Source organism: Rhodococcus sp. Z6_132, assembly GCF_058133635.1.
In genome coordinates this window covers 371,345-397,678 of the sequence record NZ_JBYUNP010000001.1, presented here as the reverse complement: position 1 = coordinate 397,678, position 26,334 = coordinate 371,345, and the positions used below count along the sequence as shown (strand labels likewise).

Below are 26,334 nucleotides of genomic sequence, written 5' to 3'. Positions count from 1 at the left end.
AGAGAAGGGGAGACCACCCGTGGTTCCCATTGACCGACCCCGCCGACTTCGCCGCACCCCCGCGATGCGCAGGCTGGTGGCAGAGACCGCCGTGCGCCCGCAGCAGCTGGTGCTGCCGATGTTCGTGGCCGAGGGGCTCACCGAGCCCCGTCCGATCGAGTCCATGCCCGGGGTCGTCCAGCACACGCTGGACTCGCTGCGCGCGGCGGCGGTGGAGGCCACCGCGGCCGGCGTCGGCGGGCTGATGCTCTTCGGCGTGCCCGCGGAGCGCGACGCCACCGGGTCCGGTGCCATCGACGAGAACGGCATCCTCAACGTGGGCCTGCGGGCGCTGCGCGAGGAGCTGGGCGAGGACACGGTGCTGATGGCCGACACCTGCCTGGACGAGTTCACCGACCACGGCCACTGCGGCGTGCTCGCCGAGGACGGCAGCGTGGACAACGACGCCACCCTCGAGCTCTACGTGGAGATGGCGGCGGTGCAGGCCGCCAGCGGTGCGCACGTGGTCGGCCCCAGCGGGATGATGGACGGGCAGGTGGAGGCCATCCGAATGGGCCTGGACCTGGTGGGTCACACCGACACCGCCATCCTGGCCTACTCGGCCAAGTACGCCTCGGCCTTCTACGGGCCCTTCCGCGAGGCGGTGGGCTCCACCCTGCGCGGGGACCGCAAGACCTACCAGCAGGACCCGGCCAACCGGCGGGAGTCTCGCCGTGAGGTGGACCTGGACATCGCCGAGGGCGCCGACATGGTGATGGTCAAGCCGGCCATGTCCTACCTCGACGTGCTGCGCGAGACCGCCGACCGCTCACCGCTGCCGGTGGCGGCCTACCAGGTCTCCGGCGAGTACGCGATGATCGCCGCCGCCGCGGCCAACGGCTGGATCGACCGGGACCGGGCGATCCTGGAGTCGGTGACCAGCATCCGCCGCGCCGGGGCCGACATCGTGCTGACCTACTGGGCGACCGAGGTCGCCGGGTGGGTGCGGTGAACGGTCCACCCCCGGCCGGTCCGGGTGGGCAGTACCCGCCGCCGGGTTGGCAGGGCGGCCCGCCGCCGGGTTGGCAGGGCGGCCCGCCGCCGGGCCGCGCCCCGCGCCCGCCCCGGCCTCCGCTGCCGCACGAGCTGCGCCTGGCCATCTACCTCTGGCTGGCCAGCCTGGTGGTCGGCGTCATCGGCGTGGTGGTCTCCTTCGGCACCGCCCGCACCGCCCTGCGCGAGGAGGTCGACGCGCAGCTGTCCGGCAATCCCGACCTGGCCACCGTGGACCCCGACCTGGTCGTGGTGATCGCGGTGGTGCTGCAGAGCGTCGTGTGGGTGGCGCTGGTGCTCTTCCTGCTCTGGCGCCTGGCCGTGGGGTCGGCGTGGGCCAGGGTGGTGCTCACCGTGGTGGCCGTGCTCAACGTGGTGTCCACCGCGGTGTCCGTGAGCGGCGCAGAGCCGCTGGACGCGCTGCTGCAGGTGGTCAACGCGCTGCTCGTCGCCTGCGCCGTGGTGTGCACCTACTCCGAGGGGGCCAAGCAGTTCCTCGCCCCCACCCGAGGCCGGTGAGCACCTCGCCCCTGCTGTTCGCCGAGCCCGGCGGACGGTGGCGCACCGTGGCCTACGGACCCGCGCTCTGCCTGCTGGCGGTGCTGCTGGAGCTGGGTCTGGGCGTGCCCGTGCACTGGTTCACCCTCATCGCCATCGCGCTGCTGCTGGCCGGGATCGCCGCGCTGCAGGTGGTGGGCGCCCGCAAGCACTGCACGGTCGAGCTGACCCCCACCGTGCTGCGCCAGGGCACCGAGGAGCTGCCCGTGCGCGAGATCGCCGCCATCTTCGACGAGCCCGGTGAGCGGGCGTGGGACGACGAGCTCGAGCCGTGGGAGCTGGCCCGGGCGCTGGGGGAGTCGCACAGCGTCCCCCGACACCGGGTGGGGGTGGGCCTGGAGCTCGCCGACGGTCGGCTGGTGCAGGCGTGGGCGCGCAAGGACCGGGCGCTGCGCTCGGCGCTGCAGGAGGTGGTGCACCCGTGAGGCGCACCTGGGCAGTGCCGGTCGCCGTGGTGCAGGCGGCGCTCGCGGTGGTCCTCGTCGTCGCTGCCGTCTGGTGCTGGAGCCGCGGCATCGAGGTGGCCGACTTCCCGCCCTACACCGCCGACACCACCGTGCAGCCGGTCACCTTCTACTCCGGTCCGTGGCTGGGCGGGGCCATCGGCTGCGTGGTGCTGGCCGGGCTGCTCGTCGTGGACGGGCTGCGCCGGCTGTGGTCGGCCGGCGCACTACCGGGGCTGGTCCGGGGCTGAGCCCGTCCCCGTCCCGGGGTGGGGTCGGCACGCAGTGCATGGGGTCTGTGCGTCGCTCAGGTGGCGGCAGGTCCCTTCACCTGCCGGCTCTCGCGAGGGCCGATGGCCACCAGATCGATCGTCCGATGTCGTGCGAGAGAGCCGGGACGAGGATGCTGCGCACCACGATGGTGTCCAGCAGCACGCCGAAGGCCACCGCGAAGCCCAGCTCGGCCAGGAACACCACGGGCAGCACTCCCAGGACCGCGAACGTCGCGGCCAGCACCACCCCGGCCGAGGTGATGACGCCTCCGGTGACGGCGAGGCCGCGCAGCACGCCCTCCCGCGTCCCGTGCTTCAGCGACTCCTCCCGGATCCGGGTCATCAGGAAGATGTTGTAGTCGATGCCCAGGGCCACCAGGAAGACGAAGGCGAACAGCGGGAACTCCTGGTCGGCGCCGGGGAAGTCGAAGACGTGGTCGAACACCAACCCGCACACGCCGAGCGTGGCGGCGAAGGACAGCACCACCGTGGCGATGAGCAGCACCGGCGCCAGCAGCGAGCGCAGCAGCAGCGCGAGCACCAGCAGGATCACCACCAGCACCACCGGGATGATGAGGTTGCGGTCGCGCACCGCTGCGGCCTGCACGTCCACGGTGCTGGCCGAGCTGCCCCCGACCCGGGCGTCGGCGCCGGGCACCGCGTGCAGCGCCGTCCGCAGGTTCTCCACGGTGTTCAGCGCCTCGGGGGAGTCGTAGGAGTCGGCGAGCACTGCGTTGACCACGGTGCGCCCGTCGATCGGGGTGACCTGCAGCTCCGGCGGCACGCAACCGGACGCGGGGGCCGCCGCCGCGGGGGCCGCACCGCCGGAGCCGGCGCCGAGGGCGGCGAGCTTGGCGTAGTCCTCCTGCACGCACACCGAGCCGGGTGCGGTGGCCACGCCAGGCACCTGGGCGGCCGCCGCGGTCACCTCAGCCACGGCGCTGGCGTTGGTGGTGATCACCGCCGGGGCCCCGGTGCCCCGGGCGAAGGCAGCGTCGTAGAGCTCCTGGCCGACCACGGCGTCCGGGCGGTTGGTGAAGCCCTCGGAGGCGCTGAGCGTGCCGGTCTGCAGCGCGCCCATGCCGGTGACGCACAGCAGCAGGGCCACCGTGGCCCCCACCCACGCGGGACGGTCGCGGCGGCCGACCACCGCCGCGATGCGCCCCCACAGACCGTGGGTGGCCAGGTCGGCGGCGCGGTCCACCCGCGGGATGCGGGGCCAGAACACCCAGCGGCCGGCCAGGGCCACCGCCACCGGCAGGAAGGTCATCATCACCAGCAGCGTGCAGGCGATGCCGATCGCGGCCACCGGGCCCAGGCCCTGGTTGGAGCGCAGCTCGGAGAAGGTCAGGCACAGCAGGCCCACCATCACCGTGACCGCCGAGGCCACGATGGCCGGCGCCGACCTCCGCCAGGCCCGGATCATCGCGTCGGCTCGGCTGGGACAGCTGTGCAGCTCCTCGCGGTAGCGGGAGATGAGCAGCAGGGCGTAGTCGGTGCCGGCGCCCAGCACGAGCACGAAGAGGATGCCCTGGCTCTGCCCGGTGAGGGTGACCACGTCGGCGTCGGCCAGGAAGTAGATGAGCATGGACGACAGGCCCAGCGCCAGCAGTGCGGAGAACAGCGGAAAGAACCACAGCACGGGCGAGCGGTAGACCACCAGCAGGATGGCGATGACCACCGAACCTGCGGCGACCAGCAGCACGCCGTCGATGCCGCTGAAGGCGTCGATGAAGGCCACCAGCAACCCGCCCGGGCCCGCCGAGTGCACCGCCAGGTCGGCCGAGCCCGGGTCGTCGGTCACCGCGGCTCGGGCGGCGGCCAGGAGGTCCTCCTCCACCGTGACCAGCTCGTCGCCCGGCACGCCCACGCCGGCCTGCTTGGCCACCAGCGGCGCGTAGATGGACGCAGTGGTGCCGTCGGCGGAGACCTGCGGCGCCGTGACGGCGGCGGTCTGCACGCCGTCGACACCCTTGATGGCGTCAAGGGCCTGGGTGAGGCTGGCGCGGTCGGGGTCGGTGAGGCCGGTCTCGCGGTGGAACACCACGAAGCCGGGCAGGGTCTCCACGTCCAGGAAGCGGGCCGACTCCTCGCCCACCTTGGTCGACTCCGCCGTGGCTGGCAGGTACGAGGCGTTGTCGTTCTTCTGGACCTCGGTGAGCTTGCCCTGGTAGCTGCCGCCGAACCCGCCGGCGAGCAGGGCCAGCAGCGCCACTGCGATGATGGCGAAGAAGGGGAAGCCGCGGGCCAGCGGGGAGCGGCCGGTGTCCGGTTGGGTCGGCTCATCTGTCTTGGTCATCGTGGTCTCCGGTTGGGTCTCCGGGTCGGGTCATCCGAGGGAGGGACCAGCCAGCCGTCGAGCGGCTGAAGGACCGATGCACAGTGATCTCGATCATGGCACGGGTGAGGTCGGTGTGGGGTTTCGCGCAGGGCTTCCACCCCTGGTCAGCGCCGGTGGTGAGGATCTCAGGCCCCAGCCGCCGCAGGCCGTTCCGGACTGGGACAATGGCCTGGTGACTGTTTCCAAGCACGATGACCGGGATGCCGCGCAGCCCCCTGCCGACCCCTTCGCCGGACCCCGCTCCCGGGCGCTGTTCGCCCGGGCGTCGGACGTCACCCCCGGCGGGGTCAACTCCCCGGTGCGGGCCTTCACCGGTGTCGGTGGCACCCCGCGCTTCATCGCCTCCGCCGCCGGCCCGTGGCTGACCGACGTCGACGGCGCCCGCTACGTGGACCTGATCTGCTCGTGGGGTCCGATGATCCTGGGCCACGCCCACCCCGCCGTGGTGGAGGCCGTGCAGCGCACCGCCACGCAGGGGCTGTCCTTCGGCGCGCCCACCGAGGGCGAGGTGGAGCTGGCCGAGGAGATCGTCCGCCGGGTGGAGCCGGTGGAGCAGGTGCGCCTGGTGAACTCCGGCACCGAGGCCACCATGAGCGCCGTGCGCCTGGCCCGGGGGTTCACCGGTCGCAGCGTCATCGTCAAGTTCGCCGGCTGCTACCACGGCCACGTGGACGCGCTGCTCGCCGACGCCGGCTCCGGCGTGGCCACCCTGGGGCTGCCCACCTCGCCGGGCGTCACCGGCGCCCAGGCCGCCGACACCCTGGTGCTGCCCTACAACGACCTGGACGCCGTGCGCGCGGCCTTCGCCGAGCGGGGCAGCGAGATCGCCTGCGTGATCACCGAGGCCGCCGCCGGCAACATGGGCACCGTGCCGCCGGAGCCGGGCTTCAACGCCGGGCTCAAGCAGCTGTGCGCCGACCACGGCGCCCTGCTGATCATGGACGAGGTCATGACGGGCTTTCGCACCTCCGCCTCGGGCTGGTACGGGGTGGAGGGTGTGGCCGGTGACCTGTACACCTTCGGCAAGGTGATGTCCGGTGGCCTGCCTGCGGCTGCGTTCGGTGGCCGCGCCGACGTGATGAGCCACCTCGCTCCGGCCGGCCCGGTCTACCAGGCGGGCACGCTCTCCGGAAACCCCGTCGCCGTCGCCGCGGGGCTGGCCAACCTGCGCGCCGCCGACGCCGACGTCTACGCCGGCCTCACCCGCAGCTCGGAGCGGCTGCAGGCACTGATCAGCTCCGCGCTGGACGCCGAGGGCGTGGCTCACCAGGTGCAGCGCGCCAGCAGCATGTTCAGCGTCTTCTTCACCGACGCGCCGGTGCGCGACTACGACCAGGTCAGGGCCACCCAGACGTGGCGCTACGCCCCGTTCTTCCACGCCCTGCTGGAGCGCGGCGTGTACGCCCCGCCGAGCGCCTTCGAGACGTGGTTCGTCTCCGCGGCGCTGGACGACGAGGCCTTCGAGGTGATCGCCGATGCCCTGCCGGCAGCGGCCCGCGCCGCTGCGGCGGCCACACAGGAAGCAGGCCAGTGAGCCCCGCCAGCAAGCCCGAGACCGCCCTGCCGCAGAGCCCCCTGCCCCAGGGCTCACCGACCCAGGGCTCGCTGCCCAGGACGATCGTCCACCTGGTCCGCCACGGTGAGGTGCACAACCCCGACGGCATCCTCTACGGCCGCCTGCCCGGGTTCCGGCTGTCCGAGACCGGGCAGGCCCAGGCTCGCAAGGTGGCCTCGGCGCTGTCCGGGCACGACGTCACCTACGTGCTGGCCTCCCCGCTGCAGCGGGCGCAGGAGACGGCCGCGCCGGTCGCCGAGGCGCACGGGCTCACCATCGAGACCGACGACCGGCTGATCGAGGCCGGCAACCAGTTCGAGGGCCTGCGGGTGGCGGTGGGTGACGGCGCGCTGAGCCGGCCGCGGCACTGGAGCAAGCTGCGCGACCCGTTCACCCCGTCCTGGGGCGAGCCGTACCTGGAGATCGCCCACCGCATGCTCGGCGCCGTGCACCGCGCCCGTGCCGCCGCCGAGGGGCACGAGGCGGTGTGCGTCAGCCACCAGCTGCCGGTGTGGACCCTGCGGCGCTTCGTGCAGGGTCAGCGGCTCTGGCACGACCCGCGTCGGCGGCAGTGCGGCCTGGCCTCGCTGACCAGCCTCGTCTTCGAGGGCGACGAGATCGTGGACATGGTCTACTCCGAGCCCGCCGGAGCCTCCGACCCCCGGGTCACCGGGGCATGACTGCGCCCGCAACCCGCACGCCCCGCCGCGCCACCGCCGTGCGGGCCAAGGTGTGGACGGCGCTGCTGGCCGGGCTGACCGTGCTGGTCACCGGCTGTGCCACCGGGCAGGACGCGGTGGCCCAGGGCGGCACCTTCGACTTCGTCTCGCCGGGCGGCAAGACCACGCTGACCTACGACCCCGCCGACACCCGCGGCACCATCGGCAACCTGACCGGTCCGGACCTGCTCACCGGCGAGCCGATCACGCTGGGGCAGTTCCAGGACGAGGTGGTGGTGATCAACCTGTGGGGCCAGTGGTGCGGCCCGTGCCGGGCCGAGGCGGGCACCCTGCAGAAGGTCTACGCCGACACCAAGGACACCGGCGTGCAGTTCCTCGGGATCAACGTCAAGGACCCGCAGCAGGACAAGCCGCGCGACTTCGTCCGGGACAACAACATCACCTACCCGTCGATCTACGACCCGTCCATGCGCAGCCTCATCGCGCTGGGCAGCAAGTACCCCACCAGCGTCATCCCCTCCACCATCGTGCTGGACCGCGAGCACCGCGTCGCGGCGGTGTTCCTGCAGACCCTCACCGCCGACGACCTGCTGCCCGTGGTGACCCGGCTCGCCGCCGAGTCGCCGTGACCGTGCTGGCCGAGGGGATCGGCGACAGCTTCCAGAGCACCGCGGCCACCGGGCCGCTGCTGCTCGCGCTCGCGGCGTGCGTGCTGGCCGGCATCGTCTCGTTCGCCTCGCCGTGCGTGGTGCCGCTGGTGCCGGGCTACCTGTCCTACCTGGCCGGCGTGGTGGGCGCCGACGCCCCGGCCGTGACCGCCACCGACACCAAGGTGCGCACCAGCGGACGCTGGCGGGTGGCCGGGGCTGCCGGGCTGTTCGTCGCCGGCTTCACCGTGGTGTTCGTGCTGGCCACCGTGTCGGTGTTCGGCCTCATCTCGGTGCTGCGGCTGAACACCGAGGTGCTGCAGCGGGTGGGCGGGGTGGTCACCATCGTCATGGGGCTGGTCTTCGTCGGCCTGGTCCCCGCCCTGCAGCGCGACACCCGCCCCGAGCCCCGGCGCATCCCCGCCCTGGTGGGCGCGCCGCTGCTGGGCGCGGTGTTCGGCCTGGGCTGGACGCCGTGCCTGGGCCCCACGCTGACGGGCGTGCTGTCGGTGGCCGCCGGCACCGAGGGGGCCACCGCGGCCCGGGGCGTGGTGCTGGTGGTGGCCTACTGCCTGGGCCTGGGGCTGCCGTTCGTGGTGCTAGCGCTGGGCTCGACCCGGGCGCTGCGCAGCGTGGGCTGGTTGCGCCGGCACTCCCGCACCATCCAGGTGGTCGGCGGCATCGCGCTGGTGGCGGTGGGCGTAGCCCTGGTCACCGGCACCTGGACAGACCTGGTCGGCTGGCTGCGTGACGGGCCGATCGCCGAAGTGACCCTCCCGATATGAACGAGCTTCCGAATGAGTGAGCGGCCATGACTGTGACTGAGGACCGCCCGCGCCCCGCGCCGGCGTCCCCGCCGAGCGCCCCCCGGCGAGCCTGGGAGCTCGTCCGCAACGCCTGGCGCGTGCTGGTGAGCATGCGCACCGCGCTGATCCTGCTGTTCCTGCTGGCGCTGGGGGCCATCCCCGGCGCGCTGCTGCCCCAGCGCAGCCTGAACGAGGGCAAGGTCGCCGACTACATCGCCGAGCACTCGGTGCTGGGCCCGCTGTTCGACCGGGTGGGGCTGTTCGAGGTCTTCGCGAGCCCCTGGTTCGCCGCCATCTACGTGCTGCTGTTCATCTCCCTGGTGGGCTGCATCCTGCCGCGCACCGTCGAGCACTTCCGGGTGCTGCGCTCGGAGCCGGTGGCCACTCCCCGCAACCTGGCCCGGCTGCCGCACCACCACACCGCCGAGATGGCCACCGACGTGGACAGCGCCGCGGCACTGGTGCAGGGCCGGCTGCGCCGCTGGCGCACCGTCCGGCGCACCGAGGCCAGCGGCGCGGTGACCATCTCCGCCGAGCGCGGCTACCTGCGCGAGGCCGGCAACCTGGTCTTCCACCTGTCGCTGGTGGGCCTGCTGGTGGGCATCGCCGCGGGCAAGCTGTTCGGCTACGAGGGGCAGGTCATCTCCATCGCCGACGGCGGCGGAGGTTCCACCTTCTGCAACACCTCCACGGCGGCCTACGACTCCTTCCGGGCCGGGCTCAGCGCCGACGGCACCGGCCTCGAGCCGTTCTGCGTGCGCACCGAGTCCTTCGAGGCGCACTACCTGGAGACCGGTCAGGCCGACTCCTTCCAGGCCAAGGTCAGCTACCAGACCGGCGAGGACCTGCAGACCAACACCTGGCGCCCCTACGACCTCAAGGTGAACTCGCCGCTGCGCCTCGGCGGTGAGCGGGTGTACCTGCTGGGCCACGGCTACGCCCCGCGGTTCACCGTCACCTACCCCAACGGCGAGACTCGCACCGACATGGTGCAGTTCCGCCCGGCCGACGCCACCACGCTGCTGTCCGAGGGTGCGCTGCGGATCGACCCACCGGCCGGGATGTACCCCAGCGCGGAGGAGCGCCGCAAGAACCAGCTGGCCATCGAGGGCCTGTTCGCCCCCACCGCGCTGTTCAACGGCACCATCCTGGGCTCGTCGTTCCCCGACCTGCGGGACCCGGCCGTCGCGGTGGACATCTACCGCGGCGACACCGGCCTGGACGCGGGCAAGGCCTCGTCCATCTTCTCCCTGGACCCGCAGCTGGCGGCTGACGGCCGGCTGGTCAAGGAGGAGCGGGTGAACCTGCGCCCGGGCGAGCTCGCCACCCTGCCCGACGGCACCACGGTGAAGCTCGACGGCGTGGAGGAGTGGGTTTCGCTGCAGACCTCCCACGACCCGGCGCAGATGTACGTGCTGGTCTTCGCACTCACCATGACCGCGGGCCTGATGGTGTCGCTGCTGGTCAAGCGGCGCCGGGTCTGGGCGAGGCTCACCCCGGCCACCGCTACCGACGGGACCCCGACAGGCCGTACCGTCATCGAGCTAGGGGGGCTGGCCCGCACCGACCAGGCGGGCTGGGGCGAGGAGTTCACTCACCTCTCCGAGGAGCTCGTCAGCACCGACGGCCCCGACAACAGCGCCGCGCACTCCCGCAGCACCCAGCCCGGCTCCACCGAGCCCGCGTCACAGTCACCCGATCCAGAGGACGGTCGCTCCTAATGCCCATCGATCCTGACCTGTCGCGCTACAGCGACCTCGCCTTCGGCTCCTCGATCGCGGTCTACATCCTGGCGCTGGTCTTCGTCCTGGTGGACTTCGCCGGCTCGCGCAACGGCGTGCTGCAGTCCCGGGCCGCCGGGTCCCGCACCCGGGAGAAGGCGCTCGTCGGCGCCGGCAGCACGCCGACCGGCCCCGGCCGGGTGGAGGCCGCACCGACCCGTCCGGTCTCGGAGCGCTTCGGCCGCATGGGAGTCGCCCTGGTGGCGCTCGGCATGCTGCTCAACGTCGCCTCCCTGGTGCTGCGCGGCATGGCGGCGAGCCGGGCGCCCTGGGGCAACATGTACGAGTTCGTCTCGCTGATGTGCGCCATCGCGGTTGCGGCGTGGCTGGTGGTGATCCGCAAGCCCGGCATGCGGCAGCTGACCGTCTTCCTGCTCGCCCCGGTGATCTTGCTGATGTTCCTGGCCGGCACCGTCCTGTACGCCCGCACCGCCCCGGTGGTGCCGGCGCTGCGCTCGTACTGGCTGGTCATCCACGTCTCGGTGATCACCGCCTCCACCGCGGTGATGATGGTCTCCGGCGTGGCCAGCCTGCTGTTCCTGCTGCGCCGCCGCCACCCGGCAGGCAGCGAGGGCTCCTCGGCGCTGGGCCGGCTCGCGCTGCGCATGCCCACCGACGCCGCGCTCGACCGGGTTGCCTACCGCACCGCCATCTTCGGCTTCCCGCTGTTCACCGCGGGGGTCATCCTGGGCGCCATCTGGGCGGAGGCAGCCTGGGGCCGGTTCTGGGGCTGGGACCCCAAGGAGACGACGGCCTTCATCGCGTGGGTGCTCTACGCGGCCTACCTGCACGCCCGCGCCACCGCGGGCTGGCGCAACACCCGCGCGGCCTGGATCAACATCGCCGGCCTCGCGGTGATGATGTTCAACCTCTTCTTCATCAACATGGTGGTGTCCGGCCTGCACTCCTACGCAGGGCTCAACTGACCACCACTTCACCTCTGGCACAACGACGCACCGCGGCACTGAGCCGCGGTGCGTCGTTGTTCGTCCTGCCGTTCGGGGGTTGTGCGAGGTTTCCCACACGCCAGCGCAGTCTTCGATAGCGTTGGTGCTGGCCTGCGTTGCCGCTGCGACCAGCGGCAGCACACGTCGGGGTGTGTGGCCGCCGAGCGGAGCGAGGGGAGCAACACGGGTGAGTGACCAGCAGGACCCAGGCCCGGCATCGCCGGGGTGGGCAGAGTCCTCCGCCAATCCGCCCCAACCACCCCAGCAGCAGACCTCCCCGCGGGAGCGCCGCGAGCCCCCGGCCGGCACGCACGGCGGGGGCGGGGCGCACTCGGCGAGCCGGGGCGGCGCGGCCCTGCAGACCGGGCCGATGCCGACGCCGCTGTCCCCGCAGGGCTCGCCCCGGGACCCGCACCCCTCGGCCCCGCCCCAGGCGGCCCCGCCGCTGCAGGTGCCGCAGCAGCCCGCGGTGGGCTACTCCTACGCCGTGCCGCCACAGCCCGCTGTGCCCGACCAGACCCCGCGGGGCACCGGGGAGCGCACGCTCACGGTGGAGGACCTCTCAGCCGCGTCACTGCTGGCCCAGCCGCGCAGCGTGCCGCGCAGCGGCTGGCGCAAGGCCGTGTACCTGGCGTCCGGGCGCACCGTGAACCTCGGTCCCAGCGCCGCCGACCTCGCCCGCGCCGAGCTGGTGGCGCGGATCAACCAGCCGCTGCAGGGCTGCTACAAGATCGCCATGCTCAGCCTGAAGGGCGGCGTGGGCAAGACCACCACCACGGTGACCCTGGGCTCCACGTTCGCCTCGCTGCGCGGCGACCGGGTGGTCGCGGTGGACGCCAACCCCGATCGCGGCACGTTGAGCCAGAAGATCCCGCTGGAGACCGCGGCCACGGTGCGGCACCTGCTGCGCGACGCCCACCGGATCACCCGGTACAGCGACGTGCGCGCCTACACCTCGCAGGGGCCCTCCCGGCTGGAGGTGCTGGCCAGCGACAGCGACCCAGCCGTGTCCGAGGCGTTCAGCGAGGAGGACTACCGGCGCACGGTGGACCTGCTCGAGCACTTCTACAACATCGTGCTCACCGACTGCGGCACCGGTCTGATGCACTCGGCGATGAAGGGGGTGCTGGACGAGGCCGACTGCCTGGTGCTGGTCAGCTCCACGTCCATCGACGGTGCCCGCAGCGCGGCGGCCACCCTGGACTGGCTGGACATGCACGGCTACCAGGACCTGGTGCGGCGCTCGGTGGCGGTGATCAACGCGGTGCGCGCCGGGTCGGGCAAGGTCGACGTCAACAAGCTGGTGGAGCACTTCGCCGCCCGGTGCCGCGCGGTGCACGTGCTGCCGTTCGACCCGCACCTGGAGGAGGGCGCGGAGGTCGACCTGGAGCGGCTGCGGCTGGGCACCCGCGCGGCCATGCTGGACCTGGCGGCCACCATCGCCGACGACTTCCCTGCCTTCGCCGCCCGGTAGGGGCGTCTGCAAGTACGCCCTAGCGGCGCCCAGGGAGTCTGCAACCGCTACCGAGTACGGCGGTGGCGTGCGTCGGTAGCGGTGTCGGTAGCGGTGGAGGTGACCCGGCCGGGGCTGCCCCCGGAGCGCCGAACGCCGCCCAGCGCGGGGCTGAGCGGCGTTCGGTGGTGGTGATCAGTCTGGCGGGGGGATCGAGTCGGTCTCGCCGTTGCCCCGGCGCCCGTTGCTTCCTGGGTCGAGCCGGCGCAGGAAGTCCGGGTCGTCGTCGGGCCCCACCACCCGCGTGGTGCGGCTGCGGGTGGGCCTGGCCGGCTGTTGGGGGCCAAACGCCTTCCAGCAGAGCGCGGTCAGGGCGACGAGCACGATGATGGCAGCTAGGTAGAGCACGGGCGCACCTCCTGGTGCCAGGCTAGCCCGTCTGCCAGACGCTGCCGGCGACCCCCGGCCGGAGGCCTAGACCGCGTCGCTGGTCGGCTCGGTGGTGAGCGCGGTGATGAGCGCCTGCACCTCGGACTCCCGGAAGCGGCGGTGGCCACCCGGGGTGCGGATGGAGCCGAGTCGACCGGCCGAGGCCCAACGGGTCACGGTCTTGGGATCCACCCGGAACATGGTGGCGACCTCTCCGGGGGTCAGCAAACGCTCCGAGCGCGACGTGGTGACCAGTGGTGTGAGTGCCATGGGGTGCCTCCAGCATTCCAGACGATTCGGACGTGCGCCGTCATAGTGACAGCGAAACCTCCAGGTACTCGAGTGGTTGTGCGCTGGTAAAGAGCAAGTAAGGGGCAAAAGGGACGTCCCGGGCATACGTCCGGCCCGCGTAACCTGGACTCGTGGCGCACTCTGACCCCAGCTCCCCGTCCTCCTCGTCCCCGGCATCTGCGTCTGCGCAGCAGCGGTCCAGCACCCGGTCGGCGGCCGCCGAGCCCCAGCCCGACGTCCGGGTGGCCAAGCGCTCCCTGATGCTCAACGTGCTGGCCTACACCGGCGCGCGGCTGCTCATCGTCGTGGTCGTGGTGGCCATCCTGCTCGGCGCCGCCGCCCTGCTCGACGTGACCATCCCGCTGATCGTGGCACTGGCCATCGGCGTGGTGATCCAGCTGCCGCTGTCGTACGTGCTGCTGGCCCGCATGCGGGTGCGGCTGGCCGGCGACCTGGACGTGGTGGGCGCCCGCCGCCGCGAGGACAAGGCCCACCTGCGCGCCCAGCTGCGCGGGGACGGCTGAGCGGTGGCCGAGGCCGCGGAGGTCGTCGACCGCTCCGCCTCCCGGGCGTGGGTGGACAACGCCGTGCGGCTGCTGGAGGCCGACGCCCAGCGCAGCGCCGACACCCACCTGCTGCGCTACCCGCTGCCCGAGGAGTGGGGCGTGCAGCTGTACCTGAAGGACGAGTCCACCCACCCGACCGGCAGCCTCAAGCACCGCCTGGCCCGGTCGCTGTTCCTGTACTCCATCTGCAACGGCTGGGTCGGCGAGGGCACCACCGTCATCGAGGCCTCGTCCGGGTCCACCGCCATCAGCGAGGCCTACTTCGCCAAGCTGTTGGGACTGCCCTTCGTCGCGGTGGTGCCCGCCCGCACCAGCCCCGCCAAGCTGGCGCTGATCGAGGAGCAGGGCGGCCGCTGCCACCTGGTGTCGGACCCGTCCACCCTCTACGCGGAGTCGCACCGGCTGGCGCAGGAGAGCACGACCCGCGGCGGCGGGCACTTCATGGACCAGTTCACCCACGCCGAGCGGGCCACCGACTGGCGGGGAAACAACAACATCGCGGAGTCGATCTTCACCCAGATGCGGCTGGAGGAGCACCCGGTGCCCACCTGGGTGGTGGTGGGCGCGGGCACCGGCGGCACCAGCGCCACCATCGGCCGCTACGTGCGCTACCGGCGGCTGGCCACCCGGCTGTGCGTGGTCGACCCGGAGGGCTCGGTGTTCTTCGACGCCTGGCGCAGCGACCAGCCGGAGCTGGTCCGCGCGTGTGGCTCCCGCATCGAGGGCATCGGCCGCCCCCGGGTGGAGCCGTCCTTCGTCGGACAGGTGATCGACCGCATGGAGCGAGTGCCCGACGCCTGCTCCATCGCCGCCGCCCGGCACGCCAGCCGCGCCCTGGGCCGCCGCGTGGGCGGGTCCACCGGCACCAACCTGTGGGGCGCGTTCAGCCTCGTGGCGAACATGGTGGAGCGCGGCCAGCGCGGCAGCGTGGTGACCCTGCTGTGCGACGCCGGCGAGCGCTACGCCGCCACCTACTTCGACGACGACTGGGTGGCCGCCGAGGGCCTCGACCTGGGCCCGGCCACGGCGCAGCTCGCGGAGTTCACCAGCACGGGAGCCTGGCCGCGCTGACCGGAACCGAGCAGGCGGGAGTGCGCCGGACCGTCAGGCGAGGCCGAGCGCCAGACCGGTGAGCACCGACCACGCCAGCATGGCCAGGCCGGTGTCGCGCAGCGCAGGGATCAGCGCCAGCCCCATCGCCCGCTGCCGCACCGGGGCGTTGGCCTTCCACGCCAGCGGCAGCGCCAGCACGCCCACCAGCGCCCACGGGGTGGCGAAGGCCAGCGCCACGCTGACCAGGAAGGGCACGGCCAGCAGCGCGGCGTGCAGCCCGCGGGTGCCCGGGTCGCCCAGCCGCACGGCCAGGGTGCGCTTGCCGGCGACGGTGTCGGAGGCGATGTCGCGCAGGTTGTTGGCCACCAGCACGGCGCTGGAGAAGGCGCCGACCGCCACGGCCGCGAGCACCCCCACCCAGTCGATGCGCTCCGCCTGCACGTACTGGGTGCCCAGCACGGCGATCAGCCCGAAGTACACGAACACCGAGATCTCACCGAAACCGCTGTAGCCGTACGGGTTCTTGCCACCGGTGTAGTACCAGGCGCCGGCGATGCAGAACGCGCCCACGATGATCAGCCACCAGGCGCTGGACAGGGCCAGGGCGAGGCCGGCGACGCCGGCGACGGCGAAGCACGCCAGGGCGGCCAGCTTCACCGCACGCGGGCTGGCGACCTTGGATCCCACCAGGCGCAGCGGACCCACCCGCTCGTCGTCGGTGCCGCGGATGCCGTCGGAGTAGTCGTTGGCGAAGTTCACGCCGATGATCAGCGCCAGCGCCACCACCAGGGCCAGCAGCGCCTTCCACCACACGGCACCCGGTGCGCCGTCGTGTCCGAGCGCCGCCGCGGCACCGGTTCCCACGATCACCGGTGCGATCGCGTTGGGCAGGGTGCGGGGACGGGCCCCCTCGATCCATTCAGCAGTGGTGGCCATGGGCTGATTCTCTCAGGCGGCGCCGACGGTCCGCGTCCCCTGCCCGTCTGGGGGCTAGTGCTCGGTCGCTCCCAGCTGGTCGGCCAGGCCGCGCCGGTCCACCTTGCCGGGCCCGCGCAGCGGCAGCGCGTCCACCAGGTGCAGCTGCTTGGGGGCGGCGGTGGGGTCCAGCGTCAGCGCCACGTGGGCGCGCACCTCGGCCAGGGTGGGCGCGGCGGCCGGGTTGTGCGGCACCACCACCGCCACCACCCGCTGGCCCCACTGCTCGTCGGCCACGCCCACCACGGCGCACTCCCGCACCCCCGGGTGGGTGGCCAGCGCCGCCTCCACCACCTGCGGCAGCACGGTGAGCCCGCCGGTGGTGATCGCGTCGTCCAGGCGCCCGTGCACGGTGAGCACGCCGTCGGTGAGGGTGCCGGCGTCGTCGGTGCGGAACCAGCCGGGCTCGGCGAACGCCGGGTGCTCGGGCTGGTTGCGATAGCCCAGGGCCAGCGGGGCACCGCCCAGCAACACCCGGCCGTCCTCGATGCGCACCCGCACGCCGTCCAGCGGCACGCCGTCGTAGACGCAGCCCCCGCAGGTCTCGCTCATCCCGTAGGTGAGCACCACGGCGATGCCCGCCTGCTCGGCGGCGGCGCGCAGCGCCGGGGGAGTGGCGGCACCGCCCAGCAGCAGCGCGTCCAGCTCGGCCAGCGCGGCGGTGGCCTCGGGGTGCTCCAGCGCTCGCACCAGCTGGGTGGGCACCAGGGAGGTGTAGCGACGCCCGGGGCCCATGGCGGCGACCGCGGCGGGCAGCAGCGCGGGGTCGAAGCCGTCGGCGGTGGGCAGCACGGTGGGGGTGGTGCCGGCCAGCACGGAGCGCAGCAGCACCTGCATTCCGGCCACGTGGTGCGGGGCCAGGGCCAGCAGCCACGAGCCCGGCCCGCCCAGGCGCTCGTGGGTGGCCTCCCCGCTGGCTCGCAGCGCGGCGGCGGAGAGCATCGCGCCCTTGGGGGTGCCGGTGGAGCCGGAGGTGGCCATCACCAGCGCCACCTCCTCGGCGATGGGGGTGTCCACCGCCAGCGCGCCGGCCAGCCGGGCGGTCTCCCGCGCATCGCCGGCGGGCACGGGCAGCCAGGCGGGGCCCGCACCCTGCAGCGCCGCGGCCAGCACCGGCAGCAGGTCGAGCACCGCGGCCCCACCGGGGACCGGCAGCGCCCGCAGCGGGTGGGTCACGAGCGGGTGTCGCGCCGCAGCGGGTGGTCGGCGGGAACCTCGACGAAGACCAGCCGCACCCCGTCGGGGTCGCGCACCCACATCTCGTGCAGCCCCCACGGCTCCTGCCTGGGCTCGCGGTCGATGGTCACCCCCTTCTCGGCCAGCTCGGCGGCCGTGGCGGCCAGGTCACGCACCTGCAGCCACACCACCGTGCTGGCCGAGCCCTGCCGGTCGGTGTCCGAGCCGTGCCCGGAGACCTCCAGCAGGCCCTGACCCAGGTAGAACACCGTGCCGCCGGGAAACTCCCGGCCGATGGCCAGGCCCAGGGTGTCGCGGTAGAAGCGCACCGACGCCTCCGGGTCGGCCGGGCGCAGGATGATGCGGCTGTTCAGGATCTCCACTACGGCAACACCTTTCAGGTGGTGAGCGGTGTCGGGGTGCTCAGAAGTACCAGGGGTAGGGCGACCAGTCCGGGTCGCGCTTCTCCAGGAAGGAGTCCCGGCCCTCCACGGCCTCGTCGGTCATGTAGGCGAGCCGGGTGGCCTCGCCGGCGAAGAGCTGCTGGCCCACCAACCCGTCGTCGGGGAGGTTGAAGGCGTACTTCAGCATCCGCTGCGCGGTGGGGGACTTGCCGTTGATCTCCGCGCCCCACTGGATGGCGGTGGCCTCCAGCTCGGCGTGGTCGACCACCTCGTTCACCGCGCCCATCCGCTGCATCTGCTCACCGGTGTAGGCCCGCCCCAGGTGGAAGATCTCCCGCGCGTTCTTCTGCCCCACCAGCTTGGCCAGGTACGCCGAGCCGTAGCCACCGTCGAAGCTGCCCACGTCGGCATCGGTCTGCTTGAACCGGGCGTGCTCGCGGCTGGCCAGCGTCAGGTCGCACACCACGTGCAGGCTGTGCCCGCCGCCGGCTGCCCAGCCGTTGACCACCGCGATGACCACCTTGGGCATGAAGCGGATGAGCCGCTGCACCTCCAGGATGTGCAGCCGGCCGGCGCGGGCGGGGTCCACCGTCTCCGCGGTGTCACCGCCGGCGTACTGGTAGCCGCTGCGGCCCCGGATGCGCTGGTCGCCGCCGGAGCAGAACGCCCACCCGCCGTCCTTGGGGCTGGGGCCGTTGCCGGTGAGCAGCACGCAGCCCACGTCGGAGGTCATCCGGGCGTGGTCCAGGGCGCGGTAGAGCTCGTCCACGGTGTGCGGCCGGAAGGCGTTGCGCACCTCGGGCCGGTCGAAGGCGACGCGGACGGTCCCGTCGGTGACGTGCCGGTGGTAGGTGATGTCGGTGAGGTCGTCGAAGCCGGGCACCGTGCGCCACACGCTGGGGTCGAAGGTCATGGCCATCACCCTAGTTCGGGGCCGCCGCCGGGTTTCCGGCCCACAGCACCCGCCAGCGCCGCCGGATGGGCAGGATGAGGGGCATGTCGAGCGCCGTCTCTCCGAGTGCCGTGCCACTGCCCAGCCTGGACGAGGTGGTCGCGCAGCTGCACGTGGTGGCGCTGCCGCTGCAGGTGCGCTTCCGCGGGATCGACGTGCGGGAGGTGTCGCTGCTGCGCGGGCCCGCTGGCTGGGGGGAGTTCGCCCCGTTCACCGAGTACGACGACGCGGAGTCGGCGTGGTGGCTGGCCGCCGCCCTGGAGTCCGCGTGGTGGGGCCCGCCGCCGGCGCTGCGCGAGCAGGTGACGGTCAACGCCACCGTGCCCGCGGTGCCGGCCGAGCAGGTGCCCGCGGTGCTCGCACGCTTCCCCGGCTGCACCACCGCCAAGGTCAAGGTGGCCGAGCGCGGGCAGGCCCTGGCCGACGACCTGGCCCGGGTGGCGGCGGTGCGCCGGCTGGTGCCCACCGTGCGGGTGGACGCCAACGGCGGCTGGGCTCCGCACGAGGCGCTGGGCGCACTGGTGGCGCTGCACGAGCAGGGTCCGCTGGAGTACGCCGAGCAGCCCTGCGCCAGCGTGGCGGAGCTGGCCGACCTGCGGGTGCGCCTGCGGGCGGCCGGTGCCGACGTGCCGGTGGCTGCCGACGAGAGCATCCGCCGGGCCGAGGACCCGCTGCGGGTGGCGCAGGCCGGGGCGGCCGACGTGGCCGTGCTCAAGGTGCCGCCGCTGGGCGGGATGCGGCGGGTGCTGGCCCTGGCGAGGGTGCTGCGGCGCGAGCACGGGCTGCCGGTGGTGGTCTCCAGCGCGCTGGACTCCGCCGTGGGCATCGGTGCCGGCCTGGCGGCGGCGGCGGCTCTGCCGGACCTGGAGCACGCCTGCGGGCTGGCCACCGGCGGACTGCTCACCGAGGACGTCACCGCGCCGGTGCGCCCGGTGGGCGGGGTGCTGCCGGTGCGCTCGGTGCACCCCGACCTCGACCGGCTGCAGGCGCTGGCGGTGGCCCCCGACCGCGAGCACTGGTGGCGGGAGCGGATCAGTCGCGCCCACGCCCGGCTGGCGGCGGGCCACCCGGCGTGGCCCCCGCCGGGGGTGGCCTGAGCAGCCGCGCGAGCCCCCGAGCCAGGGCCGGAGCGACGGCGAGCATGAGCACCACCCGCACCACCTGCACGGCGAGGACGAAGGTGACGTCCCCCCCGCCGTCGCGCGCGGTGGCCAGCACCGCGTAGAGCCCGCCCGGGGTGGTGGCCAGGTAGCCGGTGAGCTGGCTGACCCCGGCCAGCTCGGCCAGCAGGGCACCCAGCGCCGCGCAGGCCAGCAGCACCACCCCGATGAGCAGCACCGCCAGCGGCAGGATGCGCCGGATCTGCTGCAGGCTCTGCCGGGTGAAGCGCAGGCCCGCCTGCAGGCCGATCACCACGTAGGCCAGCACCGCCAGCGCGGCCGGGGCGGTGGCGTCGAACGACCAGCCGGCCACCGTGAGCACTGCAGCCACGGCCAGCGGGCCCAGCAGCGCACCCGCCGGCAGGTGCGCCAGCCGACCCAGCGGCAGCCCCACCGCGCAGCACACCACCAGGAACGCCACGTCCAGGTACCAGGGGGCACCTGCGGCAGCCTCCGGCTGGGCGCCACCACCGGGGTGGAACACCACCGCGACGGCCAGCGGCATCAGCGCGATCACCAGCACCACCCGCAGGTACTGCACCACGGCCACCACCCGGTCGTCGGCGCCCAGCTCCCGGCTGATCGCGGTGAGCCCGGAGGCGCCGCCGGCGGTGAGCGCCAGCGACCCGGTGAGCGGGTCCACGTCGCGGTGCAGCCCCAGCAGCAGCCCGCCGCCCACGCTCAGCGCCAGGGTGGCCAGGCTCACCCCGAGCACCGGCAGCCAGGAGTGGCCCACCGCCACCAAGGTGTCGCTGCGCACCAGCGCGCCGATCACCACGCCGAGCACGGCCTGGGCCCCGCGCATCGCCCAGGACGGCACCGGGGCGGGGGCGTGCCCGGTCAGGGCGAAGACGATGCCCACCAGCAGCGCTCCCACCAGCGCCGGCGACGGCACCCCCAGCAGTGCCAGCCCCGCCACCACCGCAGCCGTCGCCACGGCCAGCGGCGCCCAGCGCCGGATCACCGCCCACCAGCGTGCTGGAGCGGACCCCTGCTGCCCGCGGCGGGGCATCACCCCTTCCGGTAGTGGCCCGGCCACTGCTCCACGGGGATGCGGGTGATCTCGCGGACCTGCGGCGGTGCCCCCCACTCGTCGCGGCCCAGCCGGCTCAGCGGCGCCAGCCGGTCCAGCGTGGGCAACCCGTCCTCGCCCAGGGTCTCGGTGTGCACCGCGGCGTGCAGCACGTCGCCCAGCACGAGGAAGCAGCTGCCCACCTCCACCACCTGCCGCAGCCGGCACTCCAGCGCCACCGGTGAGGACGCCACCCGCGGCGGGGCCACGGTGCGGCTGGGCTCGCGGACCAGGCCCACCGTGTCGAACTCGCTGGTGTCGTCGTCGAAGTCGGTACCGGTGGCGTTGACCTGCTCGAACAGCGGCTCGGGGGTCAGGCACACCACGAACTCACCGGTGGCCTCGATGTTGCGCAGGCTGTCCTTGCGCCCCACGGAGGTGAACTGCACCACCGGCGGTGCCACCCCGGCGACGGTGAAGAAGCTGTGCGGAGCCAGGTTGTCCACGCCCGCCGCGGACCGGGTGGACACCCAGGCGATGGGCCGGGGCACGACCACCGAGGTCATCAGCTGGTAGAAGCGTCTGGTGCCCGTCTCGGCGGGATCGAAGTCGGTTCGCACCCGGCTAACGCTGCCACGTCGCAGAGCCCCCAGCCATCTCTGCCAGTCTCTCTGGTGTGAATCCGTCTTCCGTGCAGGCTCAGGTGCTCGTGGACGAGCTGGTGCGTGGCGGCGTGCGCGAGGCGGTGCTGTGCCCCGGCTCGCGCAACGCCCCGCTGTCCTACGCGCTGCACGAGGCCGACCGCGCCGGGCAGCTGCGGCTGCACGTGCGCATCGACGAGCGCAGCGCCGGCTTCCTCGCCCTGGGCCTGGCCCGCGCATCGGCCACCCCGGTGCCGGTGTGCACCACCTCCGGCACTGCGGTGGCCAACCTGCACCCGGCCGTGCTGGAGGCCTCGCACTCCCGGGTGCCGCTGGTGGTGCTCAGCGCCGACCGGCCGCCGGAGCTGCTGGGCACCGGGGCCAACCAGACGGTGCGCCAGGACGCGATGTTCGGCGACACCGCCCGCCTCGGGGTGACGCTGAGCCCGGCCACCGACAACCCCAGCCCCCAGCACGAGGCGGGGCAGAACGCGCGCTGGCGCTCGGCGGTGTGCCGCGTGCTCGCCGCGGCCACCGGCGCCCGCGACGGCAACGCCGGACCGGTGCACCTCAACGTGGGCCTGCGCGAGCCGCTGGTGCCGGACGGGCCGCTGGGCCCGGTGCCCTGGCCCGGTCGCGCCGACGGCGGGCCCTGGTCGGCGGTGGCCCCGGCCCGGGTGGACGCCCCGGTGGAGGTGGACCTGTCCGTGCCCACCCTGGTGGTGGCCGGCGACGGGGCCGTGGCGCTGCCCGAGCTGGCCGCGGTGCCCACGGTGGCCGAGCCCTCCGCGCCCGCCCCGGTGCTGCCGGTGCACCCGCTGGCGCTCGGCGCGACGGCACGGCTGCGCCCGCAGCAGGTGGTGGTCACCGGCCGGCCCACCCTGCACCGCCCGGTGCTGAGCCTGCTCGGCGCTGACGACGTCGCGGTGCACGTGGTCACCCAGGGCACCGCGTGGACCGACGTCGCCGGCACCGCTCGCTCGGTGGGCACTCGGGTGGTGGCTCGCGGCGCGCCCAGCCAGGAGTGGACGCAGGGCTGGGCCCGCGCCTCCAGCGCGGCCGAGCAGCACGTGGCGCAGCAGCTGACGACCTGGCTGGCGGCCGGCTCCGCCACCGGACTGCACGTGGCCCGGGTGGTGGCCGACAGCCTGCGCTCGGGCGACCTGCTGGTGCTGGGCTCGTCCAACCCGGTGCGCGACGCCGCCTACGCGGGGCTGCCCAAGCCGGGGGTGCGGGTGCTGGCCAACCGCGGGGTGGCCGGCATCGACGGCACGGTGTCCACCGCTCTCGGGGCTGCGCTGGCCCACGCCGCGGGCCACCCCGTGCCGGGCTCGCGCACCGTGGCGCTGATGGGTGACCTGACCTTCCTGCACGACAGCGGGGGGCTGCTCGCCGGGCCGCAGGAGCCGCGCGCCGACCTGACCATCGTGGTGCCCAACGACGACGGCGGCGGCATCTTCGGGCTGCTGGAGCAGGGTGCGCCCGAGCACGCCGGTGCCTTCGAGCGGGTCTTCGGTACTGCGCACGGCACCGACCTGGGCGCGCTGTGCGCCGCGCACGGGGTGGCCCATCGCCGGGTGGACCTGGTGGAGCTGGCTGCGGAGCTGGTCGAGGCGCCCCGAGGGGTGAGCTCGCCCAGGCTGCGTGTGCTGGAGGTGGCCACCACGCGGACCGACCTTCGCGTCCTGCACAGCCGGTTGCGCGTTCCGACCACGTGAACCGCCCGGGGGTGGCACGGTCGTGAGATTGCGGTGAGACTGGGAGGGGCACCCAAGCAGTTGGAGAGCCCCGTGAAGAGCAGCACCGCTCCCGTCACCCCGCGCACCCGGATCGCCGCAGTCGACGTCCGACCCTGGGAGAACGTCACCGAGACCGCCACCGACGTCCTGACCATGCTGCGCGAGAACGTCGGCCTCGACGTCTGGATGCTCAACCGCCTGGACGGTGACATCCACACCACCGTCGCGGTCTACCCGGAGGGTCTGGTGCGCCCCGGCATGTCGCTTCCCTGGGGAGCCACCTTCTGTCGGGTCATGGTGGCCGGCGAGGCCCCACAGGTCGCCTCGGTGGTCTCCGCCGTGCCCGAGTACGTGGTGCTGCGCGAGGAGCTGACCCGGCTGGGGCTGGAGCGGATGGGGATGCCCGGTGCGTACGTGGGGGTGCCGGTGCGGCGTGCCGACCAGACGCTCTACGGCACCCTGTGCGGCTACGCCCGTCGCGCCCAGTCGCCCAACCTGCGGCGGCAGCTGGGGCTGGTGCGCTTCGGCGGCCAGGTGCTGGCCACCGCGCTGGAGGGGGTGCCCCCGGCCAAGACGCCGCTGCCGGTGCCCTTCCCCGCGGCCGACCTGCTCAAGGACACGCTGTAGCTCCGGGCTTCAGCCCTCGCGGGCCGGGTTTGCGCGGTGCGGGCCGGGCTACTGCTCCGCCTGCAGCGCGTCGCGCACCGCGGAGAGCTTGGCGTCGGTCTCGTTGACCTCGTCGTCGGGATCGGACTCGGCCACGATCCCGCCGCCGGCGAACAGCCGTGCGCGGGGCCCCGCGATCTCCGCGCTGCGCAGGGCCAGCCCCAGCTCACCGTTGCCCGCGGCATCCACCCAGCCGACCGGGGCGGCGTAGCGGCCGCGGTCCATGTCCTCCAGCTCGGCGATCAGCGCGGTGGCCACGCTGGTGGGGGTGCCGCCCACCGCAGCGGTGGGGTGCAGGGCCTCGGCCAGCTCCAGCACACCGGCCCCGGAGCGGGCCAGCCGCGCCCGCACGGTGGTGGACAGGTGCGCCACGTTGGGCAGCTGCAGCACCTGCACGTCGTCGGCCTGCACCTCGGTGCACACCGAGCGCAGCGACTCCAGCAGCGAGGTCACCGCGTACCGGTGCTCGCTGGTGTTCTTGGGCGAGGCCAGCAGCTCGGCGGCCAGCTCGGCGCTGGTGCTGTCCGGGCGCGGCCAGGTGGTGCCCGCCAGCACCCGGGAGGACACCTCCTCGCCCTGCAGGCGAACCAGCAGCTCGGGCGTGGCGCCGACCAGCCCGTCCACGGCGAAGGTCCAGCACTGCGGATAGCTCCGGGCCAGCCGCGCCAGCACGTAGCGGGAGTCCAGCGGCGCCGCGGCCTGCAGGTGCAGGTCGCGGGCCAGCACCACCTTCTGCAGCTCACCGCCGCGGATGCGCCGCACCGCCTCGGCCACCGCGCCCCGCCAGCGGACCACGGAGTCGGTGCCGGCGGGCTGGTGCAGCCCGCGCGGCGCCGTGACAGGCACCACGGGGCCGGCCGCGGACACCGCGTCGACCCCGGGCGCTCCTGCGCCGGCGTCGATCTCGGTGATCCAGGTGCGTCCGTGCCGGCGGCCCACCACCACCTGGGGCACCACCAGCGCGGAGCTGCCAGGGGAGTCGGAGAAGGCCATCGAGGCGAACGCCACCAGTCCGGAGCCCGGGGCGCCCACCTCGTCCTGCACCTGGGCACGGGCGCACAGCTGCTGCCACCACTGCGCGGCGTCGCGGTAGCGGGAGGCGCCGAAGGTCTGCACCCGCGCCGCCTCGCCCCAGCCGACCAGGCCGTCGCCGTCACGCACCCACGCGCACACGCCGTCGGGCGTGGGCAGCAGGTCGAGGAGGTCCCCGCGGAAGCTCGGCAGCAGCCGGGTGCGCCCCACCATCAGCCGTGCGGGCGCGTCGGGGGCAGGAATCACCGGTTCAGCGTAGGAGTCGCCCACGCGTGATGTTGCCCCCGCCCCGAGCCGCCGCCCCCGACCTGCGCGACCACAGCCGGTTACTCTCGCCCCTCGTGAGCAACCGGACCCTGACGCGCCTGCGCCGCACCATCGTCGTGCTGGCTCTGGCGGTGACGGCCATGGCCGTGCTGATGGTCGCCGGTGCCGTGCGCAACGACGTCACCATCGGCCGGGACGAGGGACGGGCCACCGCGGACGTGCTCTCGGTCACCCCGGTGTTCGCGGCCATCAGCTTCATCACGCCCGACGGTGTCACCCACAGCCCCAAGCTGGGCGTGCTCTACCCCACGGGCCTGTCCGCCGGCCAGCGCATCGACGTGGAGTACTCCCTGGCGGACCCCGACCTGGTGCGGGTGGCCGGACGCAACGCCGGCCTGGCCCTGCTGCCCGCGGGCTCGTTGGTGGTGCTGGCGTGGGGGGTGGCCGGGGGACTGCTGCTGGTGCTGCGCCGCGTCGCCGGTCCGGGCAGCGGTGCCCGGCACTCCGGCACAGGTCCCTCTGGCGGCTCCGGCCGCACCGACCCCAGGTAACGTCTCCGGGGTGGCAAGAGCTGGGCTCGACAAGAATCCGCGCGACGTGGCGGTGATGTTCGACGGCGTCGCCAAGCGCTACGACCTCACCAACTCGGTGCTCTCCTTCGCCCAGGACCGCCGCTGGCGCCGCCTGACCCGGGAGGCCCTCGCGCCGCAGCCGGGCGAGCTGGTGCTGGACCTGGCCGCGGGGACCGGAGTGTCCACGGTGGAGCTGGCCCGCTCCGGCGCCTGGTGCGTGGCCACCGACTTCTCCCAGGGCATGCTCCGGGCCGGTGCCTCCCGTGGTGTTCCGATGGTCGCCGGCGACGCGCTGCACCTGCCCTACGCCGACGAGGTCTTCGACGCGGTCACCATCTCCTTCGGGCTGCGCAACGTGGTGGCGCACGAGCAGGGCCTGGCCGAGCTGGCCCGGGTGACCAAGCCCGGCGGGCGGCTGGTCATCTGCGAGTTCTCCACCCCCACCTGGACGCCGTTTCGCACCCTGTACCTGGAGTACCTGATGCGCGCGCTGCCTGCGGTGGCCCGCACGGTGAGCAGCAACCCCGATGCCTACGTCTACCTGGCGGAGTCGATCCGGGAGTGGCCCCACCAGGCCGAGCTGGCGGCGCAGATCCAGGCCGCCGGCTGGGGCTCGGTGGCGTGGCGCAACCTCACCGGCGGCATCGTGGCGCTGCACCGCGCGGTCAAGCCCTAGCGGTCCGAACCGGCTGCGCACGCTGCGCGCGCGGTCTCAGCCCTGCCGGGCGGTAGCGACCTCGCTGTCCGGTTGCGGGGTGGTTGAGAGGTGCAGCCGCCCAGGTCAGGCGTGATTTCTCACCCGGCGCCTGGCCGTGGGCCGGGGTTACCGTGGAGTGGTCGCTGGCGGGTCCAGCAGCGCAACAGCGCGTGGTCGGCGGCGCAGC

At 73.8% G+C, this 26,334-nt stretch carries 28 protein-coding genes; 18 read left to right on the top strand and 10 right to left on the bottom strand.

What is annotated here, in order from left to right; genetic code table 11:
- The first annotated feature begins 19 nt into the window (after window positions 1-19).
- The 4 genes from hemB to AC3YO9_RS01795 are packed head-to-tail and all read left to right on the top strand — an operon-like array spanning window position 20 to window position 2,284.
- Entirely contained in the window at window positions 20-991 is a 972-nt protein-coding gene (hemB, locus tag AC3YO9_RS01810; protein ID WP_489981930.1) for a porphobilinogen synthase, read from the top strand.
- The gene (locus tag AC3YO9_RS01805) at window positions 988-1,551 is read left to right on the top strand and encodes a hypothetical protein (protein WP_489981929.1); all 564 of its coding nucleotides are present in this window, start codon (window positions 988-990) and stop codon (window positions 1,549-1,551) included. The genes hemB and AC3YO9_RS01805 overlap by 4 nt, the downstream gene beginning before the upstream one ends.
- Window positions 1,548-2,015 carry a hypothetical protein gene (locus AC3YO9_RS01800; RefSeq protein WP_489981928.1) on the top strand — a complete coding sequence of 156 codons (468 nt, stop codon included), beginning with the start codon at window positions 1,548-1,550 and terminating at the stop codon, window positions 2,013-2,015. Before AC3YO9_RS01805 ends, AC3YO9_RS01800 begins: the two co-directional genes overlap by 4 nt.
- The gene (locus AC3YO9_RS01795) at window positions 2,012-2,284 is read left to right on the top strand and encodes a hypothetical protein (protein ID WP_489981927.1); all 273 of its coding nucleotides are present in this window, start codon (window positions 2,012-2,014) and stop codon (window positions 2,282-2,284) included. Before AC3YO9_RS01800 ends, AC3YO9_RS01795 begins: the two co-directional genes overlap by 4 nt.
- A gap of 76 nt (window positions 2,285-2,360) precedes the next feature.
- Here AC3YO9_RS01795 and AC3YO9_RS01790 read toward each other — a convergent pair whose 3' ends face one another.
- On the bottom strand, window positions 2,361-4,604 hold the full coding sequence (locus AC3YO9_RS01790; protein ID WP_489981926.1) for an MMPL family transporter: 2,244 nt from the start codon (window positions 4,602-4,604) through the stop codon (window positions 2,361-2,363).
- Between the two features lie 292 nt (window positions 4,605-4,896).
- Here AC3YO9_RS01790 and hemL point away from each other — a divergent pair, with 292 nt between their 5' ends.
- The 7 genes from hemL (at window position 4,897) to AC3YO9_RS01755 (ending at window position 12,536) form a co-directional block, all read left to right on the top strand.
- Window positions 4,897-6,180, top strand: coding sequence for a glutamate-1-semialdehyde 2,1-aminomutase (hemL, locus tag AC3YO9_RS01785; RefSeq protein WP_241249949.1), 1,284 nt, complete (start codon window positions 4,897-4,899; stop codon window positions 6,178-6,180).
- Window positions 6,181-6,221: 41 nt separating this feature from the next.
- On the top strand, window positions 6,222-6,881 hold the full coding sequence (locus AC3YO9_RS01780; RefSeq protein ID WP_127784938.1) for a histidine phosphatase family protein: 660 nt from the start codon (window positions 6,222-6,224) through the stop codon (window positions 6,879-6,881).
- The gene (locus AC3YO9_RS01775) at window positions 6,878-7,510 is read left to right on the top strand and encodes a TlpA disulfide reductase family protein (protein WP_489981925.1); all 633 of its coding nucleotides are present in this window, start codon (window positions 6,878-6,880) and stop codon (window positions 7,508-7,510) included. Before AC3YO9_RS01780 ends, AC3YO9_RS01775 begins: the two co-directional genes overlap by 4 nt.
- Window positions 7,507-8,313 carry a cytochrome c biogenesis CcdA family protein gene (locus AC3YO9_RS01770; RefSeq protein ID WP_127784054.1) on the top strand — a complete coding sequence of 269 codons (807 nt, stop codon included), beginning with the start codon at window positions 7,507-7,509 and terminating at the stop codon, window positions 8,311-8,313. The genes AC3YO9_RS01775 and AC3YO9_RS01770 overlap by 4 nt, the downstream gene beginning before the upstream one ends.
- Before the next feature lie 26 nt (window positions 8,314-8,339).
- Window positions 8,340-10,055: a cytochrome c biogenesis protein ResB gene (gene resB / locus AC3YO9_RS01765; protein ID WP_489981924.1), complete on the top strand. Its 1,716-nt coding sequence runs from the start codon at window positions 8,340-8,342 to the stop codon at window positions 10,053-10,055.
- Complete coding sequence (ccsB, locus tag AC3YO9_RS01760) at window positions 10,055-11,041, top strand: c-type cytochrome biogenesis protein CcsB (RefSeq protein ID WP_127784052.1); 987 nt, start codon at window positions 10,055-10,057, stop codon at window positions 11,039-11,041. Before resB ends, ccsB begins: the two co-directional genes overlap by 1 nt.
- Window positions 11,042-11,417: 376 nt before the next feature.
- Window positions 11,418-12,536, top strand: coding sequence for a MinD/ParA family ATP-binding protein (locus tag AC3YO9_RS01755; protein ID WP_489982552.1), 1,119 nt, complete (start codon window positions 11,418-11,420; stop codon window positions 12,534-12,536).
- A gap of 174 nt (window positions 12,537-12,710) precedes the next feature.
- Here AC3YO9_RS01755 and AC3YO9_RS01750 read toward each other — a convergent pair whose 3' ends face one another.
- Window positions 12,711-12,923 carry a hypothetical protein gene (locus tag AC3YO9_RS01750; protein WP_127784051.1) on the bottom strand — a complete coding sequence of 71 codons (213 nt, stop codon included), beginning with the start codon at window positions 12,921-12,923 and terminating at the stop codon, window positions 12,711-12,713.
- A gap of 66 nt (window positions 12,924-12,989) precedes the next feature.
- Entirely contained in the window at window positions 12,990-13,214 is a 225-nt protein-coding gene (locus AC3YO9_RS01745) for a BldC family transcriptional regulator (protein ID WP_127784050.1), read from the bottom strand.
- Window positions 13,215-13,366: 152 nt separating this feature from the next.
- On the opposite strand from AC3YO9_RS01745, the gene AC3YO9_RS01740 reads away from it, so the two are divergent.
- Both AC3YO9_RS01740 and cds1 read left to right on the top strand, forming a co-directional pair.
- Window positions 13,367-13,759 carry a DUF4229 domain-containing protein gene (locus AC3YO9_RS01740; protein WP_127784049.1) on the top strand — a complete coding sequence of 131 codons (393 nt, stop codon included), beginning with the start codon at window positions 13,367-13,369 and terminating at the stop codon, window positions 13,757-13,759.
- A gap of 3 nt (window positions 13,760-13,762) precedes the next feature.
- Window positions 13,763-14,872: an L-cysteine desulfhydrase Cds1 gene (cds1, locus tag AC3YO9_RS01735; protein ID WP_489981923.1), complete on the top strand. Its 1,110-nt coding sequence runs from the start codon at window positions 13,763-13,765 to the stop codon at window positions 14,870-14,872.
- 33 nt (window positions 14,873-14,905) lie between these two features.
- Here cds1 and AC3YO9_RS01730 read toward each other — a convergent pair whose 3' ends face one another.
- Genes AC3YO9_RS01730 through AC3YO9_RS01715 form a run of 4 tightly spaced genes read right to left on the bottom strand, consistent with a single transcriptional unit; the run spans window position 14,906 to window position 18,322 of the window.
- A complete protein-coding gene (locus tag AC3YO9_RS01730; protein WP_127784047.1) occupies window positions 14,906-15,790 on the bottom strand; it encodes a 1,4-dihydroxy-2-naphthoate polyprenyltransferase in 885 nt (294 codons plus the stop codon).
- 54 nt (window positions 15,791-15,844) lie between these two features.
- A complete protein-coding gene (gene menE / locus AC3YO9_RS01725; RefSeq protein WP_489981922.1) occupies window positions 15,845-17,005 on the bottom strand; it encodes an o-succinylbenzoate--CoA ligase in 1,161 nt (386 codons plus the stop codon).
- On the bottom strand, window positions 17,002-17,388 hold the full coding sequence (locus AC3YO9_RS01720; protein WP_127784045.1) for a VOC family protein: 387 nt from the start codon (window positions 17,386-17,388) through the stop codon (window positions 17,002-17,004). The genes menE and AC3YO9_RS01720 overlap by 4 nt, the downstream gene beginning before the upstream one ends.
- A gap of 40 nt (window positions 17,389-17,428) precedes the next feature.
- Entirely contained in the window at window positions 17,429-18,322 is an 894-nt protein-coding gene (locus AC3YO9_RS01715; protein ID WP_127784044.1) for a 1,4-dihydroxy-2-naphthoyl-CoA synthase, read from the bottom strand.
- An 83-nt stretch (window positions 18,323-18,405) separates the two neighbouring features.
- On the opposite strand from AC3YO9_RS01715, the gene AC3YO9_RS01710 reads away from it, so the two are divergent.
- Complete coding sequence (locus AC3YO9_RS01710) at window positions 18,406-19,458, top strand: o-succinylbenzoate synthase (RefSeq protein ID WP_127784043.1); 1,053 nt, start codon at window positions 18,406-18,408, stop codon at window positions 19,456-19,458.
- Here AC3YO9_RS01710 and AC3YO9_RS01705 read toward each other — a convergent pair.
- Both AC3YO9_RS01705 and AC3YO9_RS01700 read right to left on the bottom strand, forming a co-directional pair.
- Window positions 19,394-20,533, bottom strand: coding sequence for an AbrB family transcriptional regulator (locus tag AC3YO9_RS01705; RefSeq protein WP_489981921.1), 1,140 nt, complete (start codon window positions 20,531-20,533; stop codon window positions 19,394-19,396). The two genes, AC3YO9_RS01710 and AC3YO9_RS01705, sit on opposite strands and share 65 nt — an antisense overlap.
- Window positions 20,533-21,153 carry a flavin reductase family protein gene (locus AC3YO9_RS01700; RefSeq protein WP_127784041.1) on the bottom strand — a complete coding sequence of 207 codons (621 nt, stop codon included), beginning with the start codon at window positions 21,151-21,153 and terminating at the stop codon, window positions 20,533-20,535. Before AC3YO9_RS01700 ends, AC3YO9_RS01705 begins: the two co-directional genes overlap by 1 nt.
- Before the next feature lie 56 nt (window positions 21,154-21,209).
- On the opposite strand from AC3YO9_RS01700, the gene menD reads away from it, so the two are divergent.
- Entirely contained in the window at window positions 21,210-22,892 is a 1,683-nt protein-coding gene (gene menD / locus AC3YO9_RS01695; RefSeq protein ID WP_489981920.1) for a 2-succinyl-5-enolpyruvyl-6-hydroxy-3-cyclohexene-1-carboxylic-acid synthase, read from the top strand.
- 72 nt (window positions 22,893-22,964) lie between these two features.
- Window positions 22,965-23,540: a GAF domain-containing protein gene (locus tag AC3YO9_RS01690; RefSeq protein WP_127784039.1), complete on the top strand. Its 576-nt coding sequence runs from the start codon at window positions 22,965-22,967 to the stop codon at window positions 23,538-23,540.
- A gap of 48 nt (window positions 23,541-23,588) precedes the next feature.
- On the opposite strand, the gene AC3YO9_RS01685 is transcribed toward AC3YO9_RS01690, so the two are convergent.
- Complete coding sequence (locus AC3YO9_RS01685) at window positions 23,589-24,857, bottom strand: isochorismate synthase (protein WP_489981919.1); 1,269 nt, start codon at window positions 24,855-24,857, stop codon at window positions 23,589-23,591.
- A gap of 95 nt (window positions 24,858-24,952) precedes the next feature.
- Between AC3YO9_RS01685 and AC3YO9_RS01680 the strand changes: the two genes are divergently transcribed.
- Entirely contained in the window at window positions 24,953-25,429 is a 477-nt protein-coding gene (locus AC3YO9_RS01680; protein ID WP_346773856.1) for a DUF3592 domain-containing protein, read from the top strand.
- A gap of 10 nt (window positions 25,430-25,439) precedes the next feature.
- Entirely contained in the window at window positions 25,440-26,126 is a 687-nt protein-coding gene (locus AC3YO9_RS01675) for a demethylmenaquinone methyltransferase (protein ID WP_127784038.1), read from the top strand.
- Window positions 26,127-26,334: the final 208 nt, after the last annotated feature.

Bases quoted from the DNA above. Each gene is read 5' to 3' on its own strand.
- AC3YO9_RS01790 (WP_489981926.1), bottom strand. From the start codon at position 4,604: ATGACCAAGACAGATGAGCCGACCCAACCGGACACCGGCCGCTCCCCG.
- AC3YO9_RS01775 (WP_489981925.1), top strand. From the start codon at position 6,878: ATGACTGCGCCCGCAACCCGCACGCCCCGCCGCGCCACCGCCGTGCGG.
- resB (WP_489981924.1), top strand. From the start codon at position 8,340: ATGACTGTGACTGAGGACCGCCCGCGCCCCGCGCCGGCGTCCCCGCCG.
- ccsB (WP_127784052.1), top strand. From the start codon at position 10,055: ATGCCCATCGATCCTGACCTGTCGCGCTACAGCGACCTCGCCTTCGGC.
- AC3YO9_RS01745 (WP_127784050.1), bottom strand. From the start codon at position 13,214: ATGGCACTCACACCACTGGTCACCACGTCGCGCTCGGAGCGTTTGCTG.
- AC3YO9_RS01730 (WP_127784047.1), bottom strand. From the start codon at position 15,790: ATGGCCACCACTGCTGAATGGATCGAGGGGGCCCGTCCCCGCACCCTG.
- AC3YO9_RS01715 (WP_127784044.1), bottom strand. From the start codon at position 18,322: ATGACCTTCGACCCCAGCGTGTGGCGCACGGTGCCCGGCTTCGACGAC.
- AC3YO9_RS01710 (WP_127784043.1), top strand. From the start codon at position 18,406: ATGTCGAGCGCCGTCTCTCCGAGTGCCGTGCCACTGCCCAGCCTGGAC.
- AC3YO9_RS01705 (WP_489981921.1), bottom strand. From the start codon at position 20,533: ATGCCCCGCCGCGGGCAGCAGGGGTCCGCTCCAGCACGCTGGTGGGCG.